The sequence below is a fragment of the Streptomyces sp. NPDC048600 genome, assembly GCF_055587025.1.
Window position 1 is genome coordinate 118,280 of sequence record NZ_JBVJGZ010000023.1, and the last position, 22,731, is coordinate 141,010.

Consider the following 22,731-nt stretch of genomic DNA (forward strand, 5'->3'; position numbering starts at 1 on the left):
CTGCGGTGATCGGGGAGAGAGGCGGGGGTGTCGTGGCGTAGCCTCGGCTGCGGTTCGGAGCGAGGGGAGTTCGGGGATGTCGGCGATCAGTCTCAGAAAGGTCGAGGAGACCGCACCGGCGCTGGTCAGCCTGTACAAGACGGCGGGTGACTCGCTGGGGCGGCACGGGCTGGACGGGCAGCGGGCCGCGGTCTACCTCGTCGTCGACTACTCGGGCTCGATGAAGCCCTACTACCAGAACGGCAGTGTCCAGGCGCTCGCCGACCGGGTGCTCGGGCTGTCCGCGCACTTCGACGACGACGGCCGGGTGCCGGTGGTGTTCTTCTCCACCGACGTCGACGCCGTCACCGACATCGCGCTCGCCGACCACCACGGCCGGATCGACCGGATCGTCGCCGGGCTCGGGCACATGGGCAAGACCAGCTACCACCTGGCCATGGACGCCGTCATCGACCACTACCTCGACAGCGGCTCGACGGCCCCCGCCCTGGTCGTCTTCCAGACCGACGGCGGCCCGATCAACAAGCTCGCCGCCGAGCGCTATCTGTGCAAGGCGGCCCGGCTGCCGCTGTTCTGGCAGTTCATCGGCTTCGGCGACCCGGGCAGCCGCCAGTTCGACTTCCTGCGCAAGCTGGACGAGCTGGACGTGCCGGGCAGGCGCGACGTGGACAACGCCGGGTTCTTCCACGCCGGGACGGACCCCCGCAAGGTGTCCGACGCCGAGCTCTACGACCGGCTGGTGAGCGAGTTCCCGCAGTGGCTGGCGGCGGCCCGGGCCCGGGGAATCGTCCGTACGTGACTCGTCCGGCGGCCTGTTCGCGCGCCTCGCGTTGGCTTGAATGCGTCACCGTGCCACCCTGAGGGAGACCGACGGGAGGCTCGTATGGGCGGCGCACGAGCGGCGGACGAGGGGCCGGTAACCGGGCGTGAGGCCCTGTCAGGGAACTCGGGCGCCGCGCCCGGGGTGCCTCGGCTCCCGGGTTCCGCGCCCGGGGGCGGGCGGCGCACCTCTCCCGGCAGGGGTGAGCGGCTGGCCGACTGGTTCGACGGGCGGCTCGGGCTCTACCCGCTGGCCAAGGCGAACATGCGCAAGGTGTTTCCGGAACACGGTTCGTTCATGCTCGGCGAGGTCTGCCTCTACAGCTTCATCGTGCTGATCCTCACCGGCGTCTACCTCACCCTCTTCTTCGAGCCCAGCGCCACCGAGGTCGTCTACGACGGCACGTACGCCCCGCTCAACGGCGTGATCGTGACCCGCGCCTTCGAGTCCACCCTGGACATCAGCTTCGACGTGCGCGGCGGACTGCTGATCCGGCAGATCCACCACTGGTCGGCCGTGGTCTTCGTGGCCGGCATGCTCGTGCACATGATGCGGGTGTTCTTCACCGGCGCCTTCCGCAAGCCCCGCGAGCTGAACTGGATGTTCGGCTGGACCCTGCTGATGCTGGGCCTGCTCACGGGACTGACCGGCTACTCGCTCCCCGACGACCTGCTCTCCGGCACCGGCGTCCGCTTCGCGCACGGCGCGATCCTGTCGGTGCCGGTCGTCGGGACGTATCTGGCGTTCTTCCTGTTCGGCGGGGAGTTCCCGGGGCACGAGATCATCCCGCGGCTGTACCCGATCCACATCCTGCTGCTGCCCGGGATCATGCTGGGCCTGGTCGCCGCCCATCTGATCCTGGTCTTCTACCACAAGCACACCCAGTACCCGGGCCCCGGCCACGACCGGCGCACGGTCGTCGGCATGCCCCTGTGGCCGATCTACACCGCCAAGGCCGGCGGCTTCTTCTTCCTCGTCTTCGGTGTGCTCACGCTGCTCGGCGGCCTCGCGCAGATCAACCCGGTGTGGGCGTTCGGCCCCTACCGCCCCGACCTGGTCACCACCGGCGCCCAGCCCGACTGGTACCTCGGCTTCTCCGAGGGACTGATCCGGGTGATGCCGGGATGGGAGATCAACGCCTACGGACACACGCTCGCGCTCGGCGTGTTCATCCCGTTCGCGCTCTTCCCGCTGATCATGATGGCGATCCTGATCCACCCCTTCGTGGAGTCCTGGGTCACCGGCGACCGGCGCGAGCACCACATCCTCGACCGGCCGCGCAACGCGCCCGTGCGCACATCCCTCGGCGTCGCCTGGCTCAGCCTGTACGGGGTGCTCCTGATCGGCGGCGGCAACGACATCGTGGCCACGCATCTGCATCTGTCCATCAACACCATCACCTGGTTCGTGCGGATCGCGGTGTTCGTGGTCCCCGTCGTGGCCTACATGGTCACCAAACGCGTCTGCATGGGCCTGCAGTACCGCGACCGCGACAAGGTGCTGCACGGCAGGGAGACCGGCACGATCAAGCGCCTCCCGGACGGCGAGTACATCGAGGTCCACGAACCCCTCTCGCAGGCACAGCTGTTCACCCTCACCCAGCACGAGCAGCGGGAGCCGTACGAGACCGGGCCCCGGGTCGACGCGAACGGCGTACGGCGGCGGGTCAAGCTCTCCCACCGGCTGCGCGCCCGGCTGTCCCGCAGTCTGTACGGGCCCGACAACCAGGTCGAGAAGCCGACACCCGAGGAGTACCGCGAGCTCACCCGCGAAGGGCACTGAGCAGCTCGGCCCGGCAGGTGTCCGGGTCGCCCCACGCGGTGCGCAGGGCCTTCGCCCTGGTCAGCCACAGCGACAGGTCGTACTCCGAGGTGTAGCCGATCGCGCCGTGGCACTGCAGCGCGGTCCGCGCGGTGCCGTACGCCGCCTCGCACGCGCCGGCCTTCGCCGCGGCCAGGTCCGCCTCGCTCATCGTGAGCGCCGCCCCGAAGACCAGGGGCGCGGCGAACTCCAGTGCGATCCTGGCGTCGGCCAGCCGGTGCTTGACGGCCTGGAAGGAACCGACCGGGACCCCGAACTGTCTGCGCCGGCCGACGTACTCGACCGTCCGGTCGAGCAGCGCCTCTCCCACGCCGAGGGCCTGCGCGGCGGTGGTGAGCCGGGCGAGGGCGAGCGCGGCCCGGATCGCGCCGGGGCTCGCCGCGAGGAGTTCGCCGCCCTCCGTGAGGAGTGCCCGGCGGCGGGCGGGGTCGAGCGAGGGCCGCACCGGGCCGTGGCCGGGGGACAGGCGCACACCGTCGGGCGTCAGCGACAGCCGCAGGCCGGCGGTGTCGCCGTCCAGGGCGGGGGTGCCCCGGGGGGCGAGGGTGGCCAGGGTGGTGCCGGTGAGGAGCGCGGGGAGGAGGCGGGCGGCAGGGTCGGAAGCGGTGGGGCCTGGGGCGGCGGGGCCGGGTGCGGTGGGGTCGGGGGTGGCGGGCGTTGCCGTCGTGGAGCCGGCCAGCAGCGCGGCCGCCGCGACCGTCTCCACGAGCGGGCCCGGTACCGCGTGACGGCCCAGTTCCCGGAACGCGACGGCCAGTTCCACCGGGCGCGGTCCCACCCCGCCGAGGGCCTCCGGCACGGCCAGCGCGACCACGCCCGCCCCGGCGAGCCGACGCCACAGCGCCCGCCCGCCGGTCCGGTCGCCGCGGCTCCAGTCCCGTACGACCGAGGGGGTGTCGGCCGCCTTCAGCAGCGCGGCGAGGGACGCGGCGAACGCGCGCTGCTCGGTGTCGAGGAGGAAGCGCATCAGCGGCGTCCCTTCGGCAGTCCGAGCAGCCGCTCGGCGACGATGTCCCGCTGGATCTCGTTCGTGCCGGCGTAGATGGGTCCGGCCAGGGCGAAGACATAGCCCTCCGCCCAGGCGCTGTCCGCGTCCTCGGCGTCCTCGCCGAGCAGATCGAGCGCCGTCTCGTGCAGCGCGATGTCGTACTCGGACCAGAACACCTTGTTCAGGCTGGCCCCGGCCCCGACCGGCTCGCCGTCCAGGAAGCGGGAGGCGACGGCCCAGGTGAACAACTGGTAGGCGCGGGCGCCGAGGACGGCGTCCGCCACCCTCGCCCGCGCGCTCTCCGGGCAGCCCCGCTCCCTCCACAGCCGGTGCAGCCGCTCCGCGCCCGCCAGATAGCGGCCGGGGGAGCGGAGCTTGAGCCCGCGTTCGTTGCCCGCCGCCGCCATGGCGATGCGCCAGCCGTCGCCGGGCGTGCCGACGACGTCCCGGTCCGGCACGAACACCCCGTCCAGGAACAGCTCGGCGAAGGCGGGCCGTCCGTCGAGGCGGGCGATCGGGCGGACGGTGACGCCGGGGGCGCGCAGGTCGAACATCAGGTACGTCAGGCCCTGATGGGGCCGCGCGGTGCCGGGCTCGCTGCGGAACAGGCCGAACGCGCGGTCGGCGAACGCGGCCCGCGAGGACCAGGTCTTGACGCCGTCGAGCAGCCAGCCGCCTCCGGTGCGTGTGGCGCGCGCTCTCAGCGAGGCCAGGTCCGAACCCGCCTCCGGCTCCGACCAGGCCTGCGCCCACACGGTCTCCCCGGTCGCCATCGGCGGCAGCACCCGCGCGCGCTGCTCCTCGGTGCCGTGGTCGAAGAGGGTCGGGGCGAGCAGGCTGATGCCGTTCTGTCCGACGCGGCCCGGTGCTCCCGCCGCGTGGTACTCCTCCTCGAACAGCAGCCACTCGACCAGCCCGGCGTCCCGTCCGCCGTACGCCGACGGCCAGTCGACCACCGACCAGCCGTCCGCGGCCAGTTCGGCCTCCCACGCGCGATGGGCCGCGAAGCCCTCCTCCGTCTCCAGGGACGGCAGCGGCTCGCGCGGCACATGCGCGGCGAGCCATGCCCGGGCCCGGGCCCGGAACGCCTCCTGTTCCGGTGCGAAGGCGAGATCCATCGGCGAACCGTCCTTCCCTAACAAGTGTTTGGTAGGTTAGCGTGAGGCCATGACAGGCGTCGAGAGTCCGGCGTACGTGCCCGGACACGGGCTGCTGAGCGGGCGTACCGCCGTCGTCACCGCCGCCGCGGGCGCCGGGATCGGCGGGGCGACCGCGCGCCGCTTCCTGGAGGAGGGCGCGCGGGTGCTGATCAGCGACGCGCACGCACGGCGGCTGAAGGAGCACGAGGCCGCGCTGGCCGGGGAGTTCGGCGCCGACGCGGTGACGGCCGCGGTGTGCGACGTCACCGACGAGGCCCAGGTGGAGGCGCTGTTCGCGACCGCTGCCGAAGCCCACGGACGGCTGGACATCGTCGTCAACAACGCCGGTCTGGGCGGCACTTCGGCCCTCGTCGACATGACGGACGAGCAGTGGACACGAGTGCTCGACGTCACGCTGAACGGCACCTTCCGCTGCACCCGCGCCGCCCTTCGGCGGATGCGTCCCGAGGGCAGCGGGGTGATCGTCAACAACGCCTCGGTGGCCGGCTGGCGCGCCCAGCCGGGGCAGGGCCACTACGCCGCCGCGAAGGCGGGCGTAATGGCGCTGACCCGGTGCGCGGCGGTCGAGGCCGCCGAGTACGGCGTCCGGGTCAACGCCGTGGCGCCCAGCCTGGCCATGCATCCCCACCTGGCGAAGGTGACGACCGCGGAACTGCTGGCCGAACTGACCGCGCGGGAGGCCTTCGGCCGGTACGCCGAGCCGTGGGAGGTGGCCAACGTGATCGTGTTCCTGGCCTCCGGCTACTCCTCGTACCTGACCGGCGAGGTCGTCTCCGTCAGCAGCCAGCGGGCGTAGGGCCTGTCGTGGGAGTCCGGTCCGTACGGCGACGCCCGGCCCCCGGACGCGCGGGGGACACAATGTGTGCGTGCCGACCAAGAAGAAGCCCCAGGTGACGGCGGCGGGCAGGCCCGCGGCCGGCGCCGCCCAGGCCGCCCGTCGCCGCGAACTCCTCGACACCGCCGCCGAGGTGTTCGCCGAACAGGGCTACAACGCCACCACCGTACGCAAGATCGCGGACCACGCGGGCATGCTCGCGGGCAGCCTCTACTACCACTTCGACTCCAAGGAGTCGATGCTGGAGGAGATCCTGCGCTCCTTCCTCGACGAGCTGTGGGACGGCTACGACACCGTCCTGGACGCCTCGCTGGGACCGCGCGAGACGCTCGAGGCGCTGGTCACCGAGTCGTTCCGGGAGATCGACCGGCACCGCGCCGCCGTCGCGATCTACCAGAAGGAGAGCAGACAGCTGGTGGCGCAGGAACGGTTCGCGTTCCTCGCCGACTCCCAGCGCAGATTCGAGACGGCGTGGCTCGCCACGCTGGAACGCGGCGTCGCGGCCGGGGCCTTCCGGGCCGACCTCGACGTCCGGCTCACCTACCGGTTCGTGCGGGACACGGTGTGGGTCGCCGCGTCCTGGTACCGGCCCGGCGGACACCACAGCCCGGAGGAGATCGCCCGGCAGTACCTGTCGATGGTGCTGGACGGGATCGCCGTACGCGAATAGCCCATCTTCTACGCCTTCTCGTGCGAGGGAGTCGCCATGGCCGAGGCCTACATCGTGGAAGCGGTCCGTACGCCCGTGGGGCGGCGCGGGGGAGGTCTCGCCGGGGTGCACCCGGCCGACCTCGGCGCGCATGTGCTGAAGGAACTCGTCGCCCGTGCCGGTGTCGACCCGGGTGCCGTCGAGGACGTCGTCCTCGGCTGTCTGGACGCGGTCGGGCCGCAGGCCGGGGACATCGCACGCACCTGCTGGCTGGCGGCGGGCCTGCCGGAGGAGGTGCCCGGGGTGACCGTGGACCGGCAGTGCGGCTCCTCCCAGCAGGCCGTGCACTTCGCCGCGCAGGCCGTGCTCTCCGGGACCCAGGACCTCGTCGTCGCCGGCGGGGTGCAGAACATGTCGATGATCCCCATCGCCTTCGCCACCCGCCAGGCCGCCGAGCCGCTCGGACTCACCCAGGGTCCCTTCGCGGGCAGCGAGGGCTGGCGTGCGCGCTACGGCGACCGCGCGGTCAACCAGTTCACCGGCGCCGAGATGATCGCCGCGAAGTGGGGGATCAGCCGCCGGGACCAGGAGGAGTTCGCCCTCACGTCCCACCGGCGCGCCGTTCGGGCCGCCGACGAGGGCCGCTTCGACCGTGAACTCGTCCCCTACGGCGACGTCCTGGCCGACGAGGGCCCGCGCCGGGACACCTCGCTGGAGAGGATGGCCGGGCTCAGAACGGTGATCGACGGCGGCACGATCACCGCAGCCTGCTCCTCGCAGGTCTCCGACGGCGCGGCGGCGATGCTGCTCGCCTCCGAGCGGGCGGTGCGCGAGCACGGGCTCACCCCCCGCGCCCGGGTGCACCACCTCTCCGTGCGCGGCGAGGACCCCATCCGTATGCTCACCGCGCCCATACCGGCCACCGCGCACGCCCTGAAGAAGGCCGGCATGACCATCGACGAGATCGACCTCGTCGAGATCAACGAGGCCTTCGCGCCGGTCGTCCTGGCCTGGCTGAAGGAGACCGGCGCGGACCCCGGCCGGGTCAACGTCAACGGCGGCGCCATCGCCCTCGGCCACCCCCTGGGCGCCACCGGCGTCCGTCTGATGACGACCCTGCTGCACGAACTGGAGCGCACGGGCGGCCGGTTCGGGCTCCAGACGATGTGCGAGGGCGGGGGACAGGCCAACGTGACGATCATCGAGAGGGTGTGACGATCACGGCGGGGAGGCGAGCGGGGAGTCTCCGTCGCGGTCACGAGGTGGGACGCATGGTCCCCACGGTCCCTCGCGGGGCGTGACCTGTCAGTGCCGCCAGCACCTCCCCGGCCTCGCCCATGATCCTCTCCACCAGCTCGGCGCAGGAGGGCAGGTCGTCGATCACCCCGGCGACCTGCCCGGACGCCATCACCCCGAGATCCGTGCGGCCGTCCACCATCGAGGCCTTGAGCAGCATCGGCGTGTTGGCGGCGAGCAGGAGCCGGCTCCAGGTCAGGTCCTCGGCGTGTCTCAGGGCCCGGCCGTCCCGGAGCATTCCGCGCCAGGACTGCCCGGAGAGTTCGCGGAAGGCCGCCGCGTGGCGCACGGCCCGGAGCAGTGCTCTCGCGCGGCCGGTGTGCTGCAGGGACTCGACCAGGTCCGTGCGCAGCATGCGGTGGGGCATGCCGTCCACGGCCCGGGTGACCGTGACGTCCTGGACCGTGGCCGCCAGATAGCGCGCCTTGACCGCGTCGGGGACCGTCGAGTCGGAGGTGAGCAGAAACCGCGTGCCCATCGCGACCCCCGCCGCCCCGTAGGCCAGCGCCGCGACCAGACCGCGGCCATCGAAGAACCCCCCGGCCGCCACGACCGGTATCCGCACCGCGTCCACCACCTGCGGCAGCAGCACCGTCGTCGCCACCTCGCCCGTGTGTCCGCCGCCCTCGCCGCCCTGCACGATCACTGCGTCCGCGCCCCACGCCGCGACCTTCTCGGCGTGCCGCCGGGCCCCCACGGTCGGGATCACCACCACCCCGGCCTCCTTGAGCTCGGCGATCAGACCGGGAGAGGGCGCGAGGGCGAACGAGGCGACCCGTACCCCCTCCTCGACGATCACCCGGACCCGGTCGCCCGCGTCGGCGGCGTCGGCGCGCAGGTTGACCCCGAAGGGCGCGTCCGTACGGGATCTGACCTCACGGACCGCCTCCCGCAGCCGGTCGACGGTCATTGTGGCGGAGGCCAGGATGCCCAGCGCTCCCGCGTTCGCCGTGGCGGAGACCAGGCGCGGGCCCGCGACCCAGCCCATGCCGGTCTGCACGATCGGATGGCGGACCCCGACCAGCCGGGTCAGCGCGGTCTCCGCCGGCGGAGGCACCGGTGGCGGGGTCGGTGCCGTCTCCGTCGGCGGAGGCACCGGCGGCTTCGACGGGGGCACGGCGGGTGCCGGCGGCGTCACCGGTCCACCTCTCTCGCGCGCGCGTTGCCCGGATCCAGCTCCTCCCGGACCAGACGCAGTTCCTCGGCCGTGGGATCACGCGTGTACGGCACGTCGTCGGGGACCGTCAGCGCGAAACCCGTCGCCTCCCGCACGTCCTCGACGCTCACCCCGGGATGCAGCGAGGCCAGCCGCATCGAGTGGTCGGGCGTCGCGAAGTCCAGGACGGCGAGGTCGGAGACGACCCGGACGAGCCGGTGGTGAGGCGCGCCGGCGGCGCGGTCGTAGCCCACCCCGCACACCAGGTCCACCCGCTCCACGAACACCCGCCGCGAATGCCTCGGGACCCAGTAACTGGTCGGATTGTTGAGCGTGTTCACCGGCGCGCCCCGGACACCCAGCAGCTGTCGCCTCGGCCGCGCCCAGTCGCCGATGCAGGAGATGTTCTGGTTGCCGTGACGGTCGAGCTGGCTCGCGCCCATCATCACGTGCCGCCGCCCGCCCGTGACCAGGCCGAGATGCTGCCGGTAGGGCAGCCAGCCCTCCGGGGTGCCGTCGGGGCGGACGAGCAGCGCCTCGCCGTCGGTCAGCAGCAGGTCCGGGGCGAAGGTGAGACGGGCCAGCCGCGCGCCCAGGGACGGGATCAGCCCCATGGGGCTGGCCAGGATCTCGCCCGCACCGCGCCAGGCCTCGGCGCAGGCGACGACGCAGTACTCGGCACGGGTGGCGGTCATGTCCCGCTCCCCTCACCCCGGCCGAGATGCCGCTCGGCGTACACCGGCCAGGGGGTGCTCACGTACTCCCGCTGGGCGGCCTCGTCGCGGCCGTAGTCCGGCGCGCAGGAGGTGAAGAGCGCCCCGTTCGGGGCCTCGACCACGCCCGTGACCGTGTGCCTCTTGATCAGGAGGGTCTGGGGTGGGGCCTCCTTGGTCAGCTCGGCCGTGTCGACGATCCGCTCGCAGGAGACGTACGCGGTGTCGGCGGCCTCGCAGAACAGGTCGTCGAAGTAGGGGTCGGGGCCCAGATACTGGCCGTTGCCCCGCCGGTCGGCGCGGTTGACGTGCACCAGGGCCGCGTCCAGCCGCAGCGCCGGCACGGCGACGAAGGTCTCGCCGTCCTCGTACGGCGAGGTCACCGTCCGCAGGCCGGGGTTGATCCGCATCACGTCGGAGCCGAGTCCGGCCCGCACCGGCAGGAACGGCATCCGGTGGGCGGCGGCCCGCAGACCCCACAGGAACATCGCCTCGTCGATCTCGGTCAGCTCCAGGGCGCCCTGCTCACGAGCCGCGCGGTAGTGCGGTTCGAGCGGGACGGAGTCGAGGGTGACGAAGGGCGCGACCAGCCTGCGGACGCGTCCGGCCGCGGCGAGCATGCCGACGTCGGGGCCGCCGCAGGAGACGACGGTGAGATCGGTGACCGCGGTCCGGAGCAGGGCTCTGACCAGGGCCATCGGTTTGCGGCGGGAGCCCCAGCCGCCGATGCCGAGGGTCATTCCGCTCGTCAGCCGGGCCACCGCCTCGTCGGCGGTCATGGTCTTGTCGGTCACTCGGTCACCGCCCCGTCCCTGCCGAAGGTGTTCCTGACCCGGTCGGCCACCCCGCTGAGGGCCGCCTCGAAGGTGTAGCCCTGCTCGAAGCGGTAGCTCCGGCGCACGTCCACCGGGTCGATTCCGTTGATCGCGGCCTTGGCCAGCCGCAGCAGCCGGCCGTCCTTCGCGGCGATCTCGCGCGCCAGCTCCAGCGCGGCGGCGCGCAGCTCCCCGCGCGGGACGACCCGCCACACCGAGCCGTGCGTGCGCAGCTCCGCCGCGCCCACCGTGCGCGAGGTGTAGTAGAGGGTGCGCATCAGATGCGGCGGGACCAGCCGGGCCAGATGCGTGGCCGCGCCGAGGGCGCCCCGGTCCAGCTCCGGCAGCCCGAACCGGGCGTCGTCGCTCGCCACGATCGCGTCCGCGTTGCCCACCAGGCCGATGCCGCCGCCCAGGCAGTGGCCCTGCACCGCCGTCACGACCGGGACCTCGCACTCGTAGACCGCGGCGAAGGCCTCCGCGCAGCCGGAGTTGGCCCCGAGCAGGGCCCTGTTCGGATCCGCCTGTATCTCCTTGATGTCCACGCCCGCGTTGAACCCTCTGCCCTCCGCCGCCAGCACCACGCACCGCGCCTCCGGGGCGCGGCCGGCCGCGCGCACGGCGTCGGCCAGGGCGGACCAGCCGGCCACCGGCAGCGCGTTCACCGGCGGGTAGTCGACCGTGACGACGTGAATCCCCTTTTCCGGGGTCGAGGTGGAGACACCCATGGGCGCATCAGCTACCTTTCCACCAAACGTTTGTTAGGTGAGACCCTTCGAAGCTAGCAGTCGGCGCATTCGAGCGGGAGGGCCTGTGGACAACTCGCTGCGCGGCAGGATCGCCGTCATCACCGGGGGTACCAGGGGCGTCGGCGCGGGCATCGCGGCGGCGTTCGCCGAAGCCGGCGCGGAGGTGGTCGTGTGCGCCCGCCGCCCGCCCGAAGTCCGGCTGCCGGGAGCCGAGTTCAGGCCCCTCGACCTGCGGGACCCGGACGCCGTGCGGGCCTTCTTCGCGGACCTGCCACGCCTGGACGTCCTGGTCAACAACGCGGGCGGCACTCCCTACCGACGGCTCACGGACGCCGGCCCCGAACGGCATGCCCGCGTGATCGAACTGAACCTCGTCGCACCGCTGACCGCCTCCGTCGCCGCGTACGAGCAGCTCCGCCGCGCCCGCGGCTCGATCGTGATGATCGGCAGTGTCAGCGGAGCCCGGCCCTCGCCCGGCTCCGCGGCCTACGGCGCGGCCAAGGCCGGACTGGAGCATCTCGCCCGCTCGATGGCCGTGGAGTGGGCGCCCGAGATCCGGGTCAACACCCTCGTCGTCGGCATGGTCCGCACCGAGCTGTCCCACCTCCACTACGGCGACGAGTCCGGGGTCGCCGCCGTCGCCGGAACCGTCCCCCTGGGCCGCCTGGCCGAGCCGTCCGACGTGGGCGAGGCGGCCGTGTTCCTCGCCTCCCCGGCGGCCGCCTACATCACCGGGGCCTCGCTGCTGGTGCACGGCGGCGGGGAACGGCCCGCCTTCCTCGACGCGGCAACCGCCCCCAAGGAGTGCTGAGATGAAAGGAGTGCTGAGATGAGCGGAATCTGCGACGGCCGGGTCGTCGTCGTCACCGGCGCGGGACGCGGCCTCGGGCGCGCACACGCGCTCGCCTTCGCCGCCGAGGGCGCGCGGGTCGTCGTCAACGACCTCGGCGTCGGCCTCGACGGCATCCCGGGCGGTAGCAGCCCCGCCGCCCGGGTCGCCGACGAGATCCGTGCCGTGGGCGGCGAGGCCGTCGCCCACGGCGGAGACATCGCCACGACCGAGGGTGCCGCGTCGCTCGTCCGCTCGGCCGTGGAGACGTACGGCCGGCTGGACACCCTCGTCAACAACGCCGGGTTCCTGCGCGACCGGATGCTGGTCAACCTCGACGAGGACGACTGGGACGCGGTCGTACGCGTCCACCTCAAAGGGCACTTCCTGCCGCTCCGGCACGCCGCCGCGCACTGGCGGGCGGAGGCCAGGGCCGGGCGTCCGCCCGTCGCGCGGATCGTCAACACCGCCAGCGGCGCCGGTCTCGCGGGCTCGGTCGGACAGGGCAACTACAGCGCCGCGAAGGCCGGGATCGTGGGGCTGACCCTGGTCGCCGCGGCCGAGCTGCGCCGCTACGGCGTCCAGGTCAACGCCATCGCGCCCGCGGCCCGGACCCGGATGACGGAACGCGCCTTCGCCGAGACCATGGCGGCACCGGCCACCGGCTTCGACGCCATGGCGCCGGAGAACGTCTCCCCGCTCGTCGTCTGGCTGGGCTCGGCCGCCTGCGACGGGGTGACCGGGCGCGTGTTCGAGACCGAGGGCGGGCGGATCACGGTCATGGAGGGCTGGCGGCCGGGGCCCACCGCCGACAAGGCGGCCCGGTGGACCCCGGCCGAGGCGGGGGAGACAGCCCGCGAGCTGCTGGCGGCGGGGGAGGAGCCTTGGCCTGTGTACGGGGCTTAAGGCAGCGGTGCCGTGGGTGTGCGTGGGGCTTAGGGCAGGGGTGCCGTGGGTGTGCGTGGAGCTTAGGGCAAGCGTGATGTGGGGTGTGCGTGGGGCTTAGGGGCGCCCTGGGGGGCGCGGGGCTCGCGCGGTGGTGGGTTCACGCCGAGCGCGTGAGGTGTTCCGCCCGCACCGGGTCGGCGTACGGCAACCCGCTCGCATAGCGCTCCAGTTCGTCCAGGGCGGCGTGGGCCATGCGCCCCAGCTCGTTGCCGAGGGAGCCCGCGATGTGCGGGGTCAGCAGGACGTTGGGCAGGTCGTAGAGCGGTGAGTCGGCCGGGAGCACGTCCGGATCGGTGACGTCGAGCACCGCGTTCAGCCGGCCGGTGAGCAGTTCCTCGGTCAGAGCGGCGGTGTCGACGAGGGAACCGCGCGAGGTGTTGATCAGGGTCGCACCGTCGGGCAGCAGGGCGAGCCGCGCGCGGTCGAAGAGATGGCGGGTCTGCGGGAGTTCGGGCGCGTGGACGGTCACGATGTCACTGTCCCGGGCCAGGACGTCCAGGCCGACGGAACACGCGCCCAGCTCCGCAGCCTCCTCGGTGCCGAGGTACGGATCGTGGAGCAGGACCCGCAGGTCGTACGGCCGCAGCAGCTCGAGCACCCGGCGGCCGATCCGGGAGGCGCCGACGACGCCCACGGTCCGCCGGTAGTTGCCGTTCGCGCCCATGACCTCCAGCGGGTTCACCCAGGACCGCTGCTCCCGGTACACGCGCGCGGAGTGCAGGACGCGCTTGCCGGAGAAGAGGATCGCGGCGACCGTGTACTCGGCCACGGGCAGTGCGTTCGCCCCGGCCGCCGAGGCGACCGTCAGACCGCGCCGCCAGCAGGCCTCCGTGATGTGCTGCTTGACCGACCCCGCGGCGTGCACGACCGTGCGCAGCTTCGGCATACGGGCGAGCGCCTCGGCGGTCAGGGGTGGGCAGCCCCAGCCGGTCAGCAGGACCTCGGCCCGCACCAGGGCCCCGGCCGCCGCCGGGTCGGCGAAGTCCCCCACCACGAGCGAGGGATCGGTGTCGGCGACGGCTGTGAGCCGTTTCAGCGCGGCGGCGTCGAAGAGAGCCTCGCGGACGGAGAGGTCCATGGCGAGGACGGTCACCGGACGGCGGACGGAAAGGACGGTCACTTGACGGCTCCCGCGATCGGTCGTACCAGGAAACGAACACGCCTCGAAGCGGCGTCCGTGCTCAGCCCAGGTCGGGCGTCTCCCGCGTCTCCACCGCCGCCGGAACCGTCCCCGCGTCGGCGTCCAGCTCCAGCACCACGACCTCGTTGCGCCCCGTGCGCAGCAACGGCCAGGGCAGATACAGCGCCCGCTGCGGCCCACGCGTCTCCCAGTAACGGCCCAGGCAGAAGCCGTTGACCCACACATAGCCCTTGCCGGCCCCGGGCAGCGCCAGATACGCGTCGCCCGGCTCGGCCACCTCCAGGAAGCCGCGCAGGAACACCGGCCCCCGCGCGACGGTGTCCGCGTCCGCGTCCACGCCCGATTCCGCGTCCTTGTGCCCGTCCGCGTCCCCGCCCGTCCGCGCGCCCGTCCAGTCCAGCCGCTCGGGCGTGCCGTGGCCGAGCTCCACGGCGCGGGCCCGCCAGCCGTGCACCTGCTGCTGGGTGTGCAGCACGCGCCGCATGCCCTTGCTCTCGCCCAGCGCGGTCCCGTAGTTGACCCGGCCCATGGACTCCACCAGCAGCTCCAGCCGCACTCCCGGCTCCGGAACGGCGACGTCGGCGATCGCCTCTGTGGCGTCCCTCTCCAGGACACCCGCGTAGGCGCCCTCGACATAGACATGGGCCCGGTCGGCGAGCCCCTGCACCGACAGCGGGTACGGCCCCCGAGGCCCCGGCACGCGCGAGCGGTACAGCACGAGCCCCTGCCCGATGCCGAGCTCCTCGAAGGACGGCGGCAGCGGAGCCGTGCGCTCCGGACCGGCCAGTGAGTCCAGGACGTCGAACAGGGCCAGCGACTCGGCGAGTTCCACCCGCGCGGGCGGCAGCAGGGCGGCGGCCGGTTCCGGTGCGGGCAGCGGGCCGTCCGCGCAGGCGGCCAGCACCTCGCGGAAGGCGTGGAACTTCTCCGTCGCCGCGCCCCGTTCGTCGATCGGGGCGTCGTAGTCGTAACTGGTCACCGTCGGCCGATAGCGCTCGCCGGTCGCCGGGTCCTCGGTGTTGGCGCCCGCCCAGGTGGAGAAGTTGGTGCCGCCGTGGGCCATGTAGATGTTCACCGACGCGCCCGCCCGCAGGATCTCCGCGAGTGTGTCCGTCGCCTCCCCGGGGTCGCGCACGACATGGCCGGTGCCCCAGTGGTCGAACCAGCCGCACCAGAACTCCATGCACATCGCCGGGTCGTCGGGCCGCAGCCGCGTGAGCGAGGAGAACGCCTCCGTCGCCCGGCTGCCGAAGTTCACCGTGGCCAGGGTGCCGTGGAGCGTGCCGCCGGTCAGGAAGAAGTCGTCGGGGCCGTCCGACGTGAACAGCGGCACCTCGATCCCGCGCGAGCGCAGCGAGGCGGCCAGATGCTCCAGATGGCCGGTGTCGCAGCCGAAGGAGCCGTACTCGTTCTCCACCTGCACCATCAGCACGTTCCCGCCCCGCGTGACCTGGTGCGCGGCGAGCAGTGGCACGAGGCGGTCGTACCAGCGGTCCACGTGCGCCTCGTAGGCCGGGTCGCCGCACCGCAGCGCCCGCACCTCACGGTCGGCGTGCAGCCACCACGGCAGCCCGCCGTTGTCCCACTCCGCGCAGATGTACGGCGAGGGGCGAACGATCGCGTGCAGCCCCGCCTCCCGCGATGCGAACAGAAAACGATCGAGATCGGCGATTCCGTCGAAGTCGAACACGCCGGGGCGCGGTTCGTGCAGATTCCACGGGACGTACGTCTCCACGGTGTCGAGGCCCATGGCCCTGAGCTGGCGCAGCCGGTGCGGCCACTGCTCGGGCAGCACCCGGAAGTAGTGCAGGGCGCCCGAGAGCAGGCGCAACGGACGGCCGTCGAGGGAGAAACCCTCGGGCGATATCTCGAACATGGTCTCTCCGGTCGGGGAGCCGGGACGGCGCGGGCGCGCCCTACACGCTGGACGCGCGCACGTGCAGTTCGGGCAGGATCTCGATCCGGTGCCGGGGCCGGGCGGGGTCGGCGAGCCGTCCGGCGATGAGTTCCACGGCCGCCGCGCCCACCGCGTGCTTGGGCGGCGCGACCGCGGTCAGCGGGATGTCGGCCAGCGCGGCGACCTCGTCGTCGTATGCCACGATCGCGATGTCGTCGGGGACCTGGACGCCGCGCGAGCGCAGCCGCTGGAGCACGACGATGGCGTCGTGGTCGTTGTGCACGACCGCCGCCTCCAGCCGGCCGCCCGACGCGGCGTCGGTGAACCGGGCCAGCACCCGCTCGCGTTCGGCGGTGTCGCCGCCCGGCGGGGGCAGCCGGTACAGGCCGCTGTCGTCGGCCGGCAGCCCGGCCGCGGCCAGCCCGGCCCGGTAGCCCTCCAGGACCAGAGCGCTGTGCGGGCTGTCCTCGCGCAGCAGCAGGCCGATCACCTCCCGGTCGGTGTCGCGCAGATGACGTACGGCGAGCCGGGCGCCGTGCACATGGTCCGTGACCACGCGTTCGACGCCGGTGTCGTCGTCCGGGCGCCGCTCGACCAGCACGTACGGGACGTCCAGTTCGGCGGCCGGCCAGTCGCGGGTGCCGGGCGGACCGCACGGGGTGATCAGCAGGCCGTCGATGCCGTCGGAGAGCATCTGCCGGGCCTGGGCGCGCTCCTCGTCGGGGCTGTACTGCGAGATGCCCAGCACCAGGCGGATGCCGCGCTCGGCGGCGGCCTCGCGGGCGCCCTTGATGACCTCGGGGTAGTAGTAGTCGGCGGCCGGGACGATCAGGCCGACGACCCGTTCGCGTCCCGGCTGCCGGGACGGTGCCGGGCCCGCCTGCTCCGGCCGGGCCTCCGGCGGCACCGCGCCGCCGTGCACCCGGGTGACCAGCCCGCGCTCGGCCAGCGCCTCCACGTCGCGCCGGATGGTGATGGGGGAGACGTTGAGCTCCGCGGCCACGTCGGTGACCCGGATCGATCCCCGCTCGCGCACCCTGTGGAGGATCTCCTGGTGCCTTTCTTCGGCGTGCACGGTGTCCGGGCTCCCCTCGTCGTCGATCGTCGTCCGGCCGACCTGAAGTCTAACGCCCGCCTGATCGAAGATGAACGTTTCTGCTCGAACAATCAGCATGGGCATGGAAACGCACATTCTTACGCCCGGCGCCGTGCACCGGGCAGTGGTCGCCCTGGCCGGACCCCGACGGGCGCGGGGCGCCGCGTCCCGGTACTCACAGACCCCGGCTGCCCACGCCCCCCGGCCCCGCCACCGTCACGTGTCGCACTCCAGCACCGTCCGGCACAGCCCGCACCGCGCCCGCACCCGCCCCCGAACCGGCACCCTGATCCGCTGATGGCACGTGGGGCACGGAAAGGAGACCCGCAGCGGACCCGGCTCCTGCGGAGTGAAGGTGTAGGACGTGTCCGGGGCGGTGGCGGCCGCGTGGTCCTGGGCATGCCGACGATCGCGGGCGTAGCGGCGGCGGCCCGCCCAGCCCGCCGCCGTCAGCGGAGGCTCCTGCCCGTCGCGCCGGGCCCGGGTCATCCCCTTCGCGAACGCCGTGTACGCCTGTGCGCTGGTGAACCAGGTCGAGGGGTCCTCACCGAACACCATCGACCGTTTGGCCAGGACGTAGCCGAACTCCTCCGGTGTGAGGTACCCCAGTTTCTGCGAGGACGCCCCGTCCTCCCGGTAGGCGTCCAGCAGCAGCCAGCCCGCGCCCAGATAGGTCGTCGCCGTGTCCGTGAGGATCTCGTTGTCCCGGGTGCCGGCGAAGGACAGATCGAGCCGGTGCAGATACACATGCATGATCTCGTGCGCGAGTGCCGCGCCGATGTCCCGGCGATGCGAACGGAAACGATCGTTGAGCTCGATGAAGTACTCGGGACCCGAGGTCAGTTCGACATTGGCCGCATGGGTCATCTCCCGGAAGCTCACGATCATTCGGGCATCCGGCAGCCGGAAATGCCGCACCAGTTCGTGCGCGACGCGCTGTGTGCCCAGATAGAGGTCGTCGGTGTCGCAGAACGCCACATCGGCCGGTGCCACGCTCGTCGCGAACATCCGCACGGTGTCGTACGACAGCCGCCGGTACAGGGCGGTGACGGCCTCCCGCACCGTGTCCAGATGTGGGTAACCGTGCTCGACCGGTCCGCCGTTCGCCACGTCCGTACCCCCAAGACGCTGAACCCGATGTCCACTCTACGAGTAGAAGAACGCTTTTTCCCCGGTGTGGTTGAGCGCTGGGCACGGCTGCGCGCCGGAGACGCCCGCGCCTCCCGTCGCCGTGCCCCGCGCCCGCAGACCTTTCCCCGTGCCCGTGCCCTTTCGCCGTGCCCGAGCCCGGAAACCCTTCGCCCTGCCCCGCGCACCCCTGGCATACTCCGCGCCGTGACCGATGATCATGACTTCGCGCTGCGGGTGGGCGGCAAGGACGACGCGCTCGAGAAGCGTCTCGACGACGAACTCACCGCGTTCAACGAGCGGGCCACGAGGGCCGGTGCACCGGAGGAGCTCAGCGTGTCCGTCACGGACGCCGACGGCGCGACGGCCGGCGGGCTCACCGGATGGATCTGGGGCAGCCTGTGCGCCGTCGACATGCTCTGGGTGCGCGAGGACGCGCGCGGCACCGGTCTCGGCAGCCGGCTCATGCGCGCCGCCGAGGCGGAGGGCGTGCGCCGCGGCTGCACCGACATGATCGTCTCCTCGTTCACCTTCCAGGCGCCCGACTTCTACCGAGGCCTCGGCTTCCGCGAGACCGGTCGCACAGAGGGGATCCCCGGCGGACATCAGGACGTGCATCTGCACAAGAAGATCGGAACCTGAGCAGAACCGATCAGACGCACGCATCGCGGCGGCGGTCGGGCTCTCGGGCGGTCCGGGGGACGCGCGCCCGCCCGTGCGCCCGCGCCCCGGCGCCCGGCGGGATCCGGTCACAAGCGCCGGGCCCGCCGCGGCGCACGTCGCGCGCGGCCCGAGCTCCCGGCGCCGACAGGGCGCGTGATTCGGCCAGCGGCCCCGGATTCTGTCCTGTGCGCCGGTGAACCGACCCCCGCCCGCCACGTAGGGTGGACGCTCATGACCACCAGCCAGAACGGAACCGGTGACGTCGACCCCGCCGTGCGCGAGGAGCTCGCGCGGCTGCGCGACAGCATCGACAACATCGACGCGGCCGTCGTCCACATGCTCGCGGAGCGGTTCAAGGCCACGCAGCAGGTCGGCCACCTCAAGGCCGTGCACCAGCTGCCGCCCGCCGACCCGGCCCGCGAGGCCCGTCAGATCGCACGGCTGCGCACGCTGGCCGAGAACGCCAAGCTCGATCCGGCCTTCGCGGAGAAGTTCCTGAATTTCATCATCGCCGAGGTCATCCGCCATCACGAGCGCATCGCGGAGGACACCGTCAGCGGTCAGCCCGCCACGGCCCGCTGACCGGAAACACACCCCGGGCGTGACACCGAGCCCGGCGCGGTGCATGCTGCGCTGTGCACTCCCCGTCAGCCGACGGGCACAGCGCGTCAGTCCGGCACCACCTTGGCGGACCCAGCGGGAGGGAGGTCCGGCCATGGCGTCGGACGCCAGGATCCTCATCGTCGGTGATCACGAGGACACGCTGTACGCGCTGGAGAGCGCCCTCGTCCCCCTCGGCCACCGCATCGCCCGCGCCACCAGCGGCGACGAGGCGCTCAAACAGGTACTGCGCGGCCGGGTCGGCCTTTTGCTGCTCGACGTCCGCGCGCCGGGCGCGGCGGGCCTGGAGGTCGTGCGGTACATGCGCCGCCTGGAGCAGACCCAGCACATCCCGGTCGTCCTGCTCACCGGCTTCGGCCCGGACCAGGAGCTGACCACCGCCGCGTTCGGCCTGGGCGTCGCCGACTTAATCACCAAGCCGGTCGACCCGTGGTCCCTGCGCACCAAGATCCGCTACCTCTACGAGGCCCATCAGCGCCACGTCGCCCTCCAGCAGCAACTGCGCGACCTGCGGGCCGTGACCGGGGCCGGCGTCACGGCCGCGCCCCAGCGTGACGCCCTCGTCCCCCAGCAGCGCGAGTCCCGCGTCACCCCCGCCCAGGACCGGACGTAGGACCTGTCCGGCGAGCAGGCTCCTGCCCCGAGAGACCTGCCCGGCGGGTGGACTCCCGGCCCGAGGAGCGGGCGCGCCGGGCATCCGGACGGCGTACGGGCGTACGAGCGGCGCACAACAGCGCGTCACGGTGCGCTCACGAAGTCAACCGCCCCTGTGCCCTGTCGGAGCCATCAGGCAGCATGTCGTCCATGTCCGTACTCACGCGCGACGAAGCGCAGACCCGTGCCCAGCTCCTCGACGTCCATCGCTATCGCGTCGACCTCGACCTCACCACCGGCGACGACACCTTCGACTCCCGCACCAGGATCAGCTTCACGGTGCGCGAGGGCCAGGACCGTACGGACACCTTCGTCGAGCTCAAGCCCGCCGAACTGCGCTCCGCCACTCTCGACGGACAGCCTCTCGACCCCGGCGGCCTCGACGGCAACCGGCTGCCCCTGAAGAACCTCACCCCCGGCGAGCACGAACTGAGCGTCGACACCGCCATGCGCTACTCGCGCACCGGTGAGGGCATGCACCGCTTCACCGATCCCACCGACGGCGAGACCTACCTCTACACCCAGCTGTTCCTCGACGACGTCCAGCGCGTCTACGCGGCCTTCGACCAGCCCGACCTCAAGGCCGTCTTCGAGCTGACCGTCAAGGCGCCCGAGAACTGGACCGTCCTCGCCAACAGCACCACCCGGCACCTCGGCGACGGCCTCTGGGAGGCCGCGCCCACCCCGCTGATCTCCACGTACCTCCTCGCCGTCGCGGCCGGCCCCTGGCACTCCGTGCGCACCGAGCACCGCGGCCTGCCCTTCGCGCTGCACTGCCGCCGCTCCCTCGCGCCCCACCTCGACGTGGACGCCGACGAAATCCTCGACGTCACGCGCGCCTGCTTCGACCGCTACCACGAGAAGTTCGACGAGCCCTACCCGTTCGACTCCTACGACCAGGCGTTCGTCCCCGAGTTCAACGCCGGCGCCATGGAGAACCCCGGACTCGTCACCTTCCGGGACGAGTTCGTGTTCCGCTCGGCCGTCACCGACACCGAGCGCCAGACGCGCGCGATGGTCATCGCCCACGAGATGGCCCACATGTGGTTCGGCGACCTCGTCACCCTCAAGTGGTGGGACGACATCTGGCTCAACGAGTCCTTCGCCGAGTACATGGGCTACCAGACCCTCACCGAGGCCACCCGCTTCACCGACACCTGGACCGACTTCGGCGTCGTCCGCAAGGGCTGGGGCTACGACGCCGACCAGCGGCCCTCCACGCACCCCGTCGCCCCCGACGCCGTCGACGACACCGCCTCCGCCCTGCTCAACTTCGACGGCATCTCCTACGCCAAGGGCGCCTCCGCCCTGCGCCAGCTCGTCGCCTGGCTCGGCGAGAAGGACTTCCTCGCGGGCATCAACAACCACTTCTCCCGCCACAGGTTCGGCAACGCCACGCTCGCCGACTTCATCGACTCCCTCGCCGCCGCCACCGACCGCGACGTGCCCGCCTGGGCCGACGCCTGGCTGCGCACCACCGGGGTCGACACGCTCACCCCGCGTGTCACCCCCGGCGAGAACGGCGTCTGCACCCTCACCGTCGACCACGCCGGCAGCCGACCGCACCGCATCGCCGTCGGCCTCTACGACCGTGACCACGCCGACGAGGGCGGCCACCTCGCCCTGCGCACGCGGCTCGACCTCGACGTCCCCGGCACCGACGCCCTGCCCATCGGCAAGCGCCCCGCCCTGCTGCTGCTCAACGACGGCGACCTCACCTACGCCAAGGTCCGCTTCGACCCCGAGTCGTTCGAGACGCTGCGAACCGGACTGTCGGGCCTGCCCGAGCCCCTCACCCGCGCGGTCGTGTGGAACGCCCTGCGGGACGCCGTGCGCGACGGCGAACTCCCGCCCGCCGCCTACCTCGACACCGCCCGCGCCCATCTGCCGCGCGAGACCGACCTCGCCCTCGTGCAGGGCGTCCTCGGCTTCGCCACCGGCCAGATCACCGACCGCTACCTCAGCCCCGACGCGCGGCCCGTCGCGCTGTCCACCGTCGGCTCCCTGTGCCGCGACCTCATCCGCCGCACCGAGGACGGCTCCCACCCCGGCCTGCGTCTGATCGCCGTTCGCCACTACATCGACGTCGCCGCTCAGCCCGACACCATCGCCGCCTGGCTCGCCGACGGTACCGTGCCCGGCGGGCCCGAACTCGACCCCGAGCTGCGCTGGCGGGTACTGGGGCGCCTCGCCGTCCTCGGCGCCACCGACGAGGCCGCCATCGCCGCCGAGCTCGAGCGCGACCCGAGCGCCACCGGCCAGGAGGGCGCCGCGCGCTGCCGTGCCGCCCTGCCGGACCCGGAGGCCAAGGCCCGCGCCTGGGAGGCGATGTTCAGCGGCGACGACCTGTCCAACTACCTGTTCACCGCCACCGCCCAGGGCTTCTGGCAGCCCGAACAGGCCGACCTGGTGCGGCCCTACGTCGCGCGCTACTACGACGACGTCGTCGCCCTCGCCGAACGCCGAGGGCCCGCCATCGCCGACGCCGCGGGCCGCTGGGCCTTCCCCACGCACGCCGTCGACACCGAGACCCTGCGCCTCGGAGAGCGGTGCCTCGACGAGGCGGAGCCGATTCCCGCGCTGCGCCGCAAGCTGGTCGACCAGCTCGACGACCTCGCCCGCGCGCTGCGGGTCCGGGGCGAGGCGTAACCGCCGTACGGCGGGGGGGGGGGGGGGGGGGGGGGGGGGGGGGGGGGGGGGGGGGGGGGGGGGGGGGGGGGGGGGGGGGGGGGGGGGGGGGGGGGGGGGGGGG

At 72.9% G+C, this 22,731-nt stretch carries 21 protein-coding genes; 11 read left to right on the plus strand and 10 right to left on the minus strand.

Annotation, left to right across the window (positions count from 1 at the left end; all coding sequences use genetic code 11):
• Nucleotides 1-76: 76 nt before the first annotated feature.
• Together ACZ6SQ_RS27765 and qcrB are read left to right on the plus strand one after the other, a co-directional pair.
• A complete protein-coding gene (locus ACZ6SQ_RS27765; protein ID WP_469566668.1) occupies nt 77-799 on the plus strand; it encodes a vWA domain-containing protein in 723 nt (240 codons plus the stop codon).
• An 84-nt stretch (nt 800-883) separates the two neighbouring features.
• Nucleotides 884-2,602 carry a cytochrome bc1 complex cytochrome b subunit gene (gene qcrB, locus ACZ6SQ_RS27770; protein ID WP_469566670.1) on the plus strand — a complete coding sequence of 573 codons (1,719 nt, stop codon included), beginning with the start codon at nt 884-886 and terminating at the stop codon, nt 2,600-2,602.
• Here the strand turns inward: qcrB and ACZ6SQ_RS27775 are convergent.
• Complete coding sequence (locus tag ACZ6SQ_RS27775) at nt 2,583-3,608, minus strand: acyl-CoA dehydrogenase family protein (protein ID WP_469566671.1); 1,026 nt, start codon at nt 3,606-3,608, stop codon at nt 2,583-2,585. The genes qcrB and ACZ6SQ_RS27775 overlap by 20 nt on opposite strands.
• Nucleotides 3,608-4,747: an acyl-CoA dehydrogenase family protein gene (locus ACZ6SQ_RS27780; protein WP_469566674.1), complete on the minus strand. Its 1,140-nt coding sequence runs from the start codon at nt 4,745-4,747 to the stop codon at nt 3,608-3,610. The genes ACZ6SQ_RS27775 and ACZ6SQ_RS27780 overlap by 1 nt, the downstream gene beginning before the upstream one ends.
• A gap of 49 nt (nt 4,748-4,796) precedes the next feature.
• Here ACZ6SQ_RS27780 and ACZ6SQ_RS27785 point away from each other — a divergent pair, with 49 nt between their 5' ends.
• From ACZ6SQ_RS27785 to ACZ6SQ_RS27795, 3 genes are all read left to right on the plus strand, one after another.
• The gene (locus ACZ6SQ_RS27785) at nt 4,797-5,585 is read left to right on the plus strand and encodes an SDR family oxidoreductase (RefSeq protein WP_469566677.1); all 789 of its coding nucleotides are present in this window, start codon (nt 4,797-4,799) and stop codon (nt 5,583-5,585) included.
• 70 nt (nt 5,586-5,655) lie between these two features.
• On the plus strand, nt 5,656-6,294 hold the full coding sequence (locus ACZ6SQ_RS27790; protein WP_386380296.1) for a TetR/AcrR family transcriptional regulator: 639 nt from the start codon (nt 5,656-5,658) through the stop codon (nt 6,292-6,294).
• Nucleotides 6,295-6,330: 36 nt separating this feature from the next.
• Nucleotides 6,331-7,488 (plus strand): acetyl-CoA C-acetyltransferase, encoded by a 1,158-nt coding sequence (locus ACZ6SQ_RS27795; RefSeq protein ID WP_469566679.1) that lies wholly within the window; start codon nt 6,331-6,333, stop codon nt 7,486-7,488.
• Nucleotides 7,489-7,528: 40 nt separating this feature from the next.
• Here the strand turns inward: ACZ6SQ_RS27795 and ACZ6SQ_RS27800 are convergent, their stop codons facing one another.
• The 4 genes from ACZ6SQ_RS27800 to ACZ6SQ_RS27815 all read right to left on the minus strand — a co-directional run bounded on the left by ACZ6SQ_RS27800 (nt 7,529) and on the right by ACZ6SQ_RS27815 (nt 10,981).
• A complete protein-coding gene (locus ACZ6SQ_RS27800) occupies nt 7,529-8,557 on the minus strand; it encodes an NAD(P)H-dependent flavin oxidoreductase (RefSeq protein WP_469566710.1) in 1,029 nt (342 codons plus the stop codon).
• Nucleotides 8,558-8,703: 146 nt separating this feature from the next.
• Entirely contained in the window at nt 8,704-9,420 is a 717-nt protein-coding gene (locus ACZ6SQ_RS27805) for a CoA-transferase subunit beta (RefSeq protein WP_469566681.1), read from the minus strand.
• Nucleotides 9,417-10,232: a CoA transferase subunit A gene (locus ACZ6SQ_RS27810; RefSeq protein ID WP_469566684.1), complete on the minus strand. Its 816-nt coding sequence runs from the start codon at nt 10,230-10,232 to the stop codon at nt 9,417-9,419. The genes ACZ6SQ_RS27805 and ACZ6SQ_RS27810 overlap by 4 nt, the downstream gene beginning before the upstream one ends.
• Nucleotides 10,229-10,981: an enoyl-CoA hydratase family protein gene (locus ACZ6SQ_RS27815; RefSeq protein ID WP_469566686.1), complete on the minus strand. Its 753-nt coding sequence runs from the start codon at nt 10,979-10,981 to the stop codon at nt 10,229-10,231. Before ACZ6SQ_RS27815 ends, ACZ6SQ_RS27810 begins: the two co-directional genes overlap by 4 nt.
• A gap of 85 nt (nt 10,982-11,066) precedes the next feature.
• Between ACZ6SQ_RS27815 and ACZ6SQ_RS27820 the strand changes: the two genes are divergently transcribed.
• Both ACZ6SQ_RS27820 and ACZ6SQ_RS27825 read left to right on the plus strand, forming a co-directional pair.
• Nucleotides 11,067-11,813: an SDR family oxidoreductase gene (locus ACZ6SQ_RS27820; RefSeq protein WP_469566688.1), complete on the plus strand. Its 747-nt coding sequence runs from the start codon at nt 11,067-11,069 to the stop codon at nt 11,811-11,813.
• An 18-nt stretch (nt 11,814-11,831) separates the two neighbouring features.
• Nucleotides 11,832-12,737: an SDR family oxidoreductase gene (locus ACZ6SQ_RS27825; protein ID WP_469566689.1), complete on the plus strand. Its 906-nt coding sequence runs from the start codon at nt 11,832-11,834 to the stop codon at nt 12,735-12,737.
• 139 nt (nt 12,738-12,876) lie between these two features.
• Here ACZ6SQ_RS27825 and ACZ6SQ_RS27830 read toward each other — a convergent pair whose 3' ends face one another.
• From ACZ6SQ_RS27830 to ACZ6SQ_RS27845, 4 genes are all read right to left on the minus strand, one after another.
• Nucleotides 12,877-13,857 carry a hydroxyacid dehydrogenase gene (locus tag ACZ6SQ_RS27830; protein ID WP_469566712.1) on the minus strand — a complete coding sequence of 327 codons (981 nt, stop codon included), beginning with the start codon at nt 13,855-13,857 and terminating at the stop codon, nt 12,877-12,879.
• A gap of 103 nt (nt 13,858-13,960) precedes the next feature.
• Nucleotides 13,961-15,796 carry a glycoside hydrolase family 35 protein gene (locus ACZ6SQ_RS27835; RefSeq protein WP_469566691.1) on the minus strand — a complete coding sequence of 612 codons (1,836 nt, stop codon included), beginning with the start codon at nt 15,794-15,796 and terminating at the stop codon, nt 13,961-13,963.
• A gap of 40 nt (nt 15,797-15,836) precedes the next feature.
• Nucleotides 15,837-16,997, minus strand: coding sequence for a LacI family DNA-binding transcriptional regulator (locus ACZ6SQ_RS27840; RefSeq protein WP_469566693.1), 1,161 nt, complete (start codon nt 16,995-16,997; stop codon nt 15,837-15,839).
• 132 nt (nt 16,998-17,129) lie between these two features.
• Nucleotides 17,130-18,023: a hypothetical protein gene (locus tag ACZ6SQ_RS27845; RefSeq protein ID WP_469566695.1), complete on the minus strand. Its 894-nt coding sequence runs from the start codon at nt 18,021-18,023 to the stop codon at nt 17,130-17,132.
• Between the two features lie 225 nt (nt 18,024-18,248).
• Between ACZ6SQ_RS27845 and ACZ6SQ_RS27850 the strand changes: the two genes are divergently transcribed.
• The 4 genes from ACZ6SQ_RS27850 to pepN all read left to right on the plus strand — a co-directional run bounded on the left by ACZ6SQ_RS27850 (nt 18,249) and on the right by pepN (nt 22,628).
• The gene (locus ACZ6SQ_RS27850) at nt 18,249-18,683 is read left to right on the plus strand and encodes a GNAT family N-acetyltransferase (RefSeq protein WP_469566697.1); all 435 of its coding nucleotides are present in this window, start codon (nt 18,249-18,251) and stop codon (nt 18,681-18,683) included.
• A gap of 252 nt (nt 18,684-18,935) precedes the next feature.
• A complete protein-coding gene (locus ACZ6SQ_RS27855) occupies nt 18,936-19,286 on the plus strand; it encodes a chorismate mutase (RefSeq protein WP_386380285.1) in 351 nt (116 codons plus the stop codon).
• 133 nt (nt 19,287-19,419) lie between these two features.
• Entirely contained in the window at nt 19,420-19,938 is a 519-nt protein-coding gene (locus ACZ6SQ_RS27860) for a response regulator (RefSeq protein WP_469566700.1), read from the plus strand.
• A gap of 191 nt (nt 19,939-20,129) precedes the next feature.
• Nucleotides 20,130-22,628 (plus strand): aminopeptidase N, encoded by a 2,499-nt coding sequence (pepN, locus tag ACZ6SQ_RS27865; RefSeq protein WP_469566702.1) that lies wholly within the window; start codon nt 20,130-20,132, stop codon nt 22,626-22,628.
• Nucleotides 22,629-22,731 lie beyond the last annotated feature (103 nt).

What these genes read in the sequence shown, in the direction of transcription:
- ACZ6SQ_RS27765 (WP_469566668.1), top strand. Translation starts at nt 77, where the DNA reads ATGTCGGCGATCAGTCTCAGAAAGGTCGAGGAGACCGCACCGGCGCTG.
- qcrB (WP_469566670.1), top strand. Translation starts at nt 884, where the DNA reads ATGGGCGGCGCACGAGCGGCGGACGAGGGGCCGGTAACCGGGCGTGAG.
- ACZ6SQ_RS27775 (WP_469566671.1), bottom strand. Translation starts at nt 3,608, where the DNA reads ATGCGCTTCCTCCTCGACACCGAGCAGCGCGCGTTCGCCGCGTCCCTC.
- ACZ6SQ_RS27780 (WP_469566674.1), bottom strand. Translation starts at nt 4,747, where the DNA reads ATGGATCTCGCCTTCGCACCGGAACAGGAGGCGTTCCGGGCCCGGGCC.
- ACZ6SQ_RS27785 (WP_469566677.1), top strand. Translation starts at nt 4,797, where the DNA reads ATGACAGGCGTCGAGAGTCCGGCGTACGTGCCCGGACACGGGCTGCTG.
- ACZ6SQ_RS27795 (WP_469566679.1), top strand. Translation starts at nt 6,331, where the DNA reads ATGGCCGAGGCCTACATCGTGGAAGCGGTCCGTACGCCCGTGGGGCGG.
- ACZ6SQ_RS27800 (WP_469566710.1), bottom strand. Translation starts at nt 8,557, where the DNA reads ATGGGCTGGGTCGCGGGCCCGCGCCTGGTCTCCGCCACGGCGAACGCG.
- ACZ6SQ_RS27805 (WP_469566681.1), bottom strand. Translation starts at nt 9,420, where the DNA reads ATGACCGCCACCCGTGCCGAGTACTGCGTCGTCGCCTGCGCCGAGGCC.
- ACZ6SQ_RS27815 (WP_469566686.1), bottom strand. Translation starts at nt 10,981, where the DNA reads ATGGGTGTCTCCACCTCGACCCCGGAAAAGGGGATTCACGTCGTCACG.
- ACZ6SQ_RS27825 (WP_469566689.1), top strand. Translation starts at nt 11,832, where the DNA reads ATGAGCGGAATCTGCGACGGCCGGGTCGTCGTCGTCACCGGCGCGGGA.
- ACZ6SQ_RS27830 (WP_469566712.1), bottom strand. Translation starts at nt 13,857, where the DNA reads ATGGACCTCTCCGTCCGCGAGGCTCTCTTCGACGCCGCCGCGCTGAAA.
- ACZ6SQ_RS27835 (WP_469566691.1), bottom strand. Translation starts at nt 15,796, where the DNA reads ATGTTCGAGATATCGCCCGAGGGTTTCTCCCTCGACGGCCGTCCGTTG.
- ACZ6SQ_RS27840 (WP_469566693.1), bottom strand. Translation starts at nt 16,997, where the DNA reads ATGCCCATGCTGATTGTTCGAGCAGAAACGTTCATCTTCGATCAGGCG.
- ACZ6SQ_RS27855 (WP_386380285.1), top strand. Translation starts at nt 18,936, where the DNA reads ATGACCACCAGCCAGAACGGAACCGGTGACGTCGACCCCGCCGTGCGC.
- ACZ6SQ_RS27860 (WP_469566700.1), top strand. Translation starts at nt 19,420, where the DNA reads ATGGCGTCGGACGCCAGGATCCTCATCGTCGGTGATCACGAGGACACG.
- pepN (WP_469566702.1), top strand. Translation starts at nt 20,130, where the DNA reads ATGTCCGTACTCACGCGCGACGAAGCGCAGACCCGTGCCCAGCTCCTC.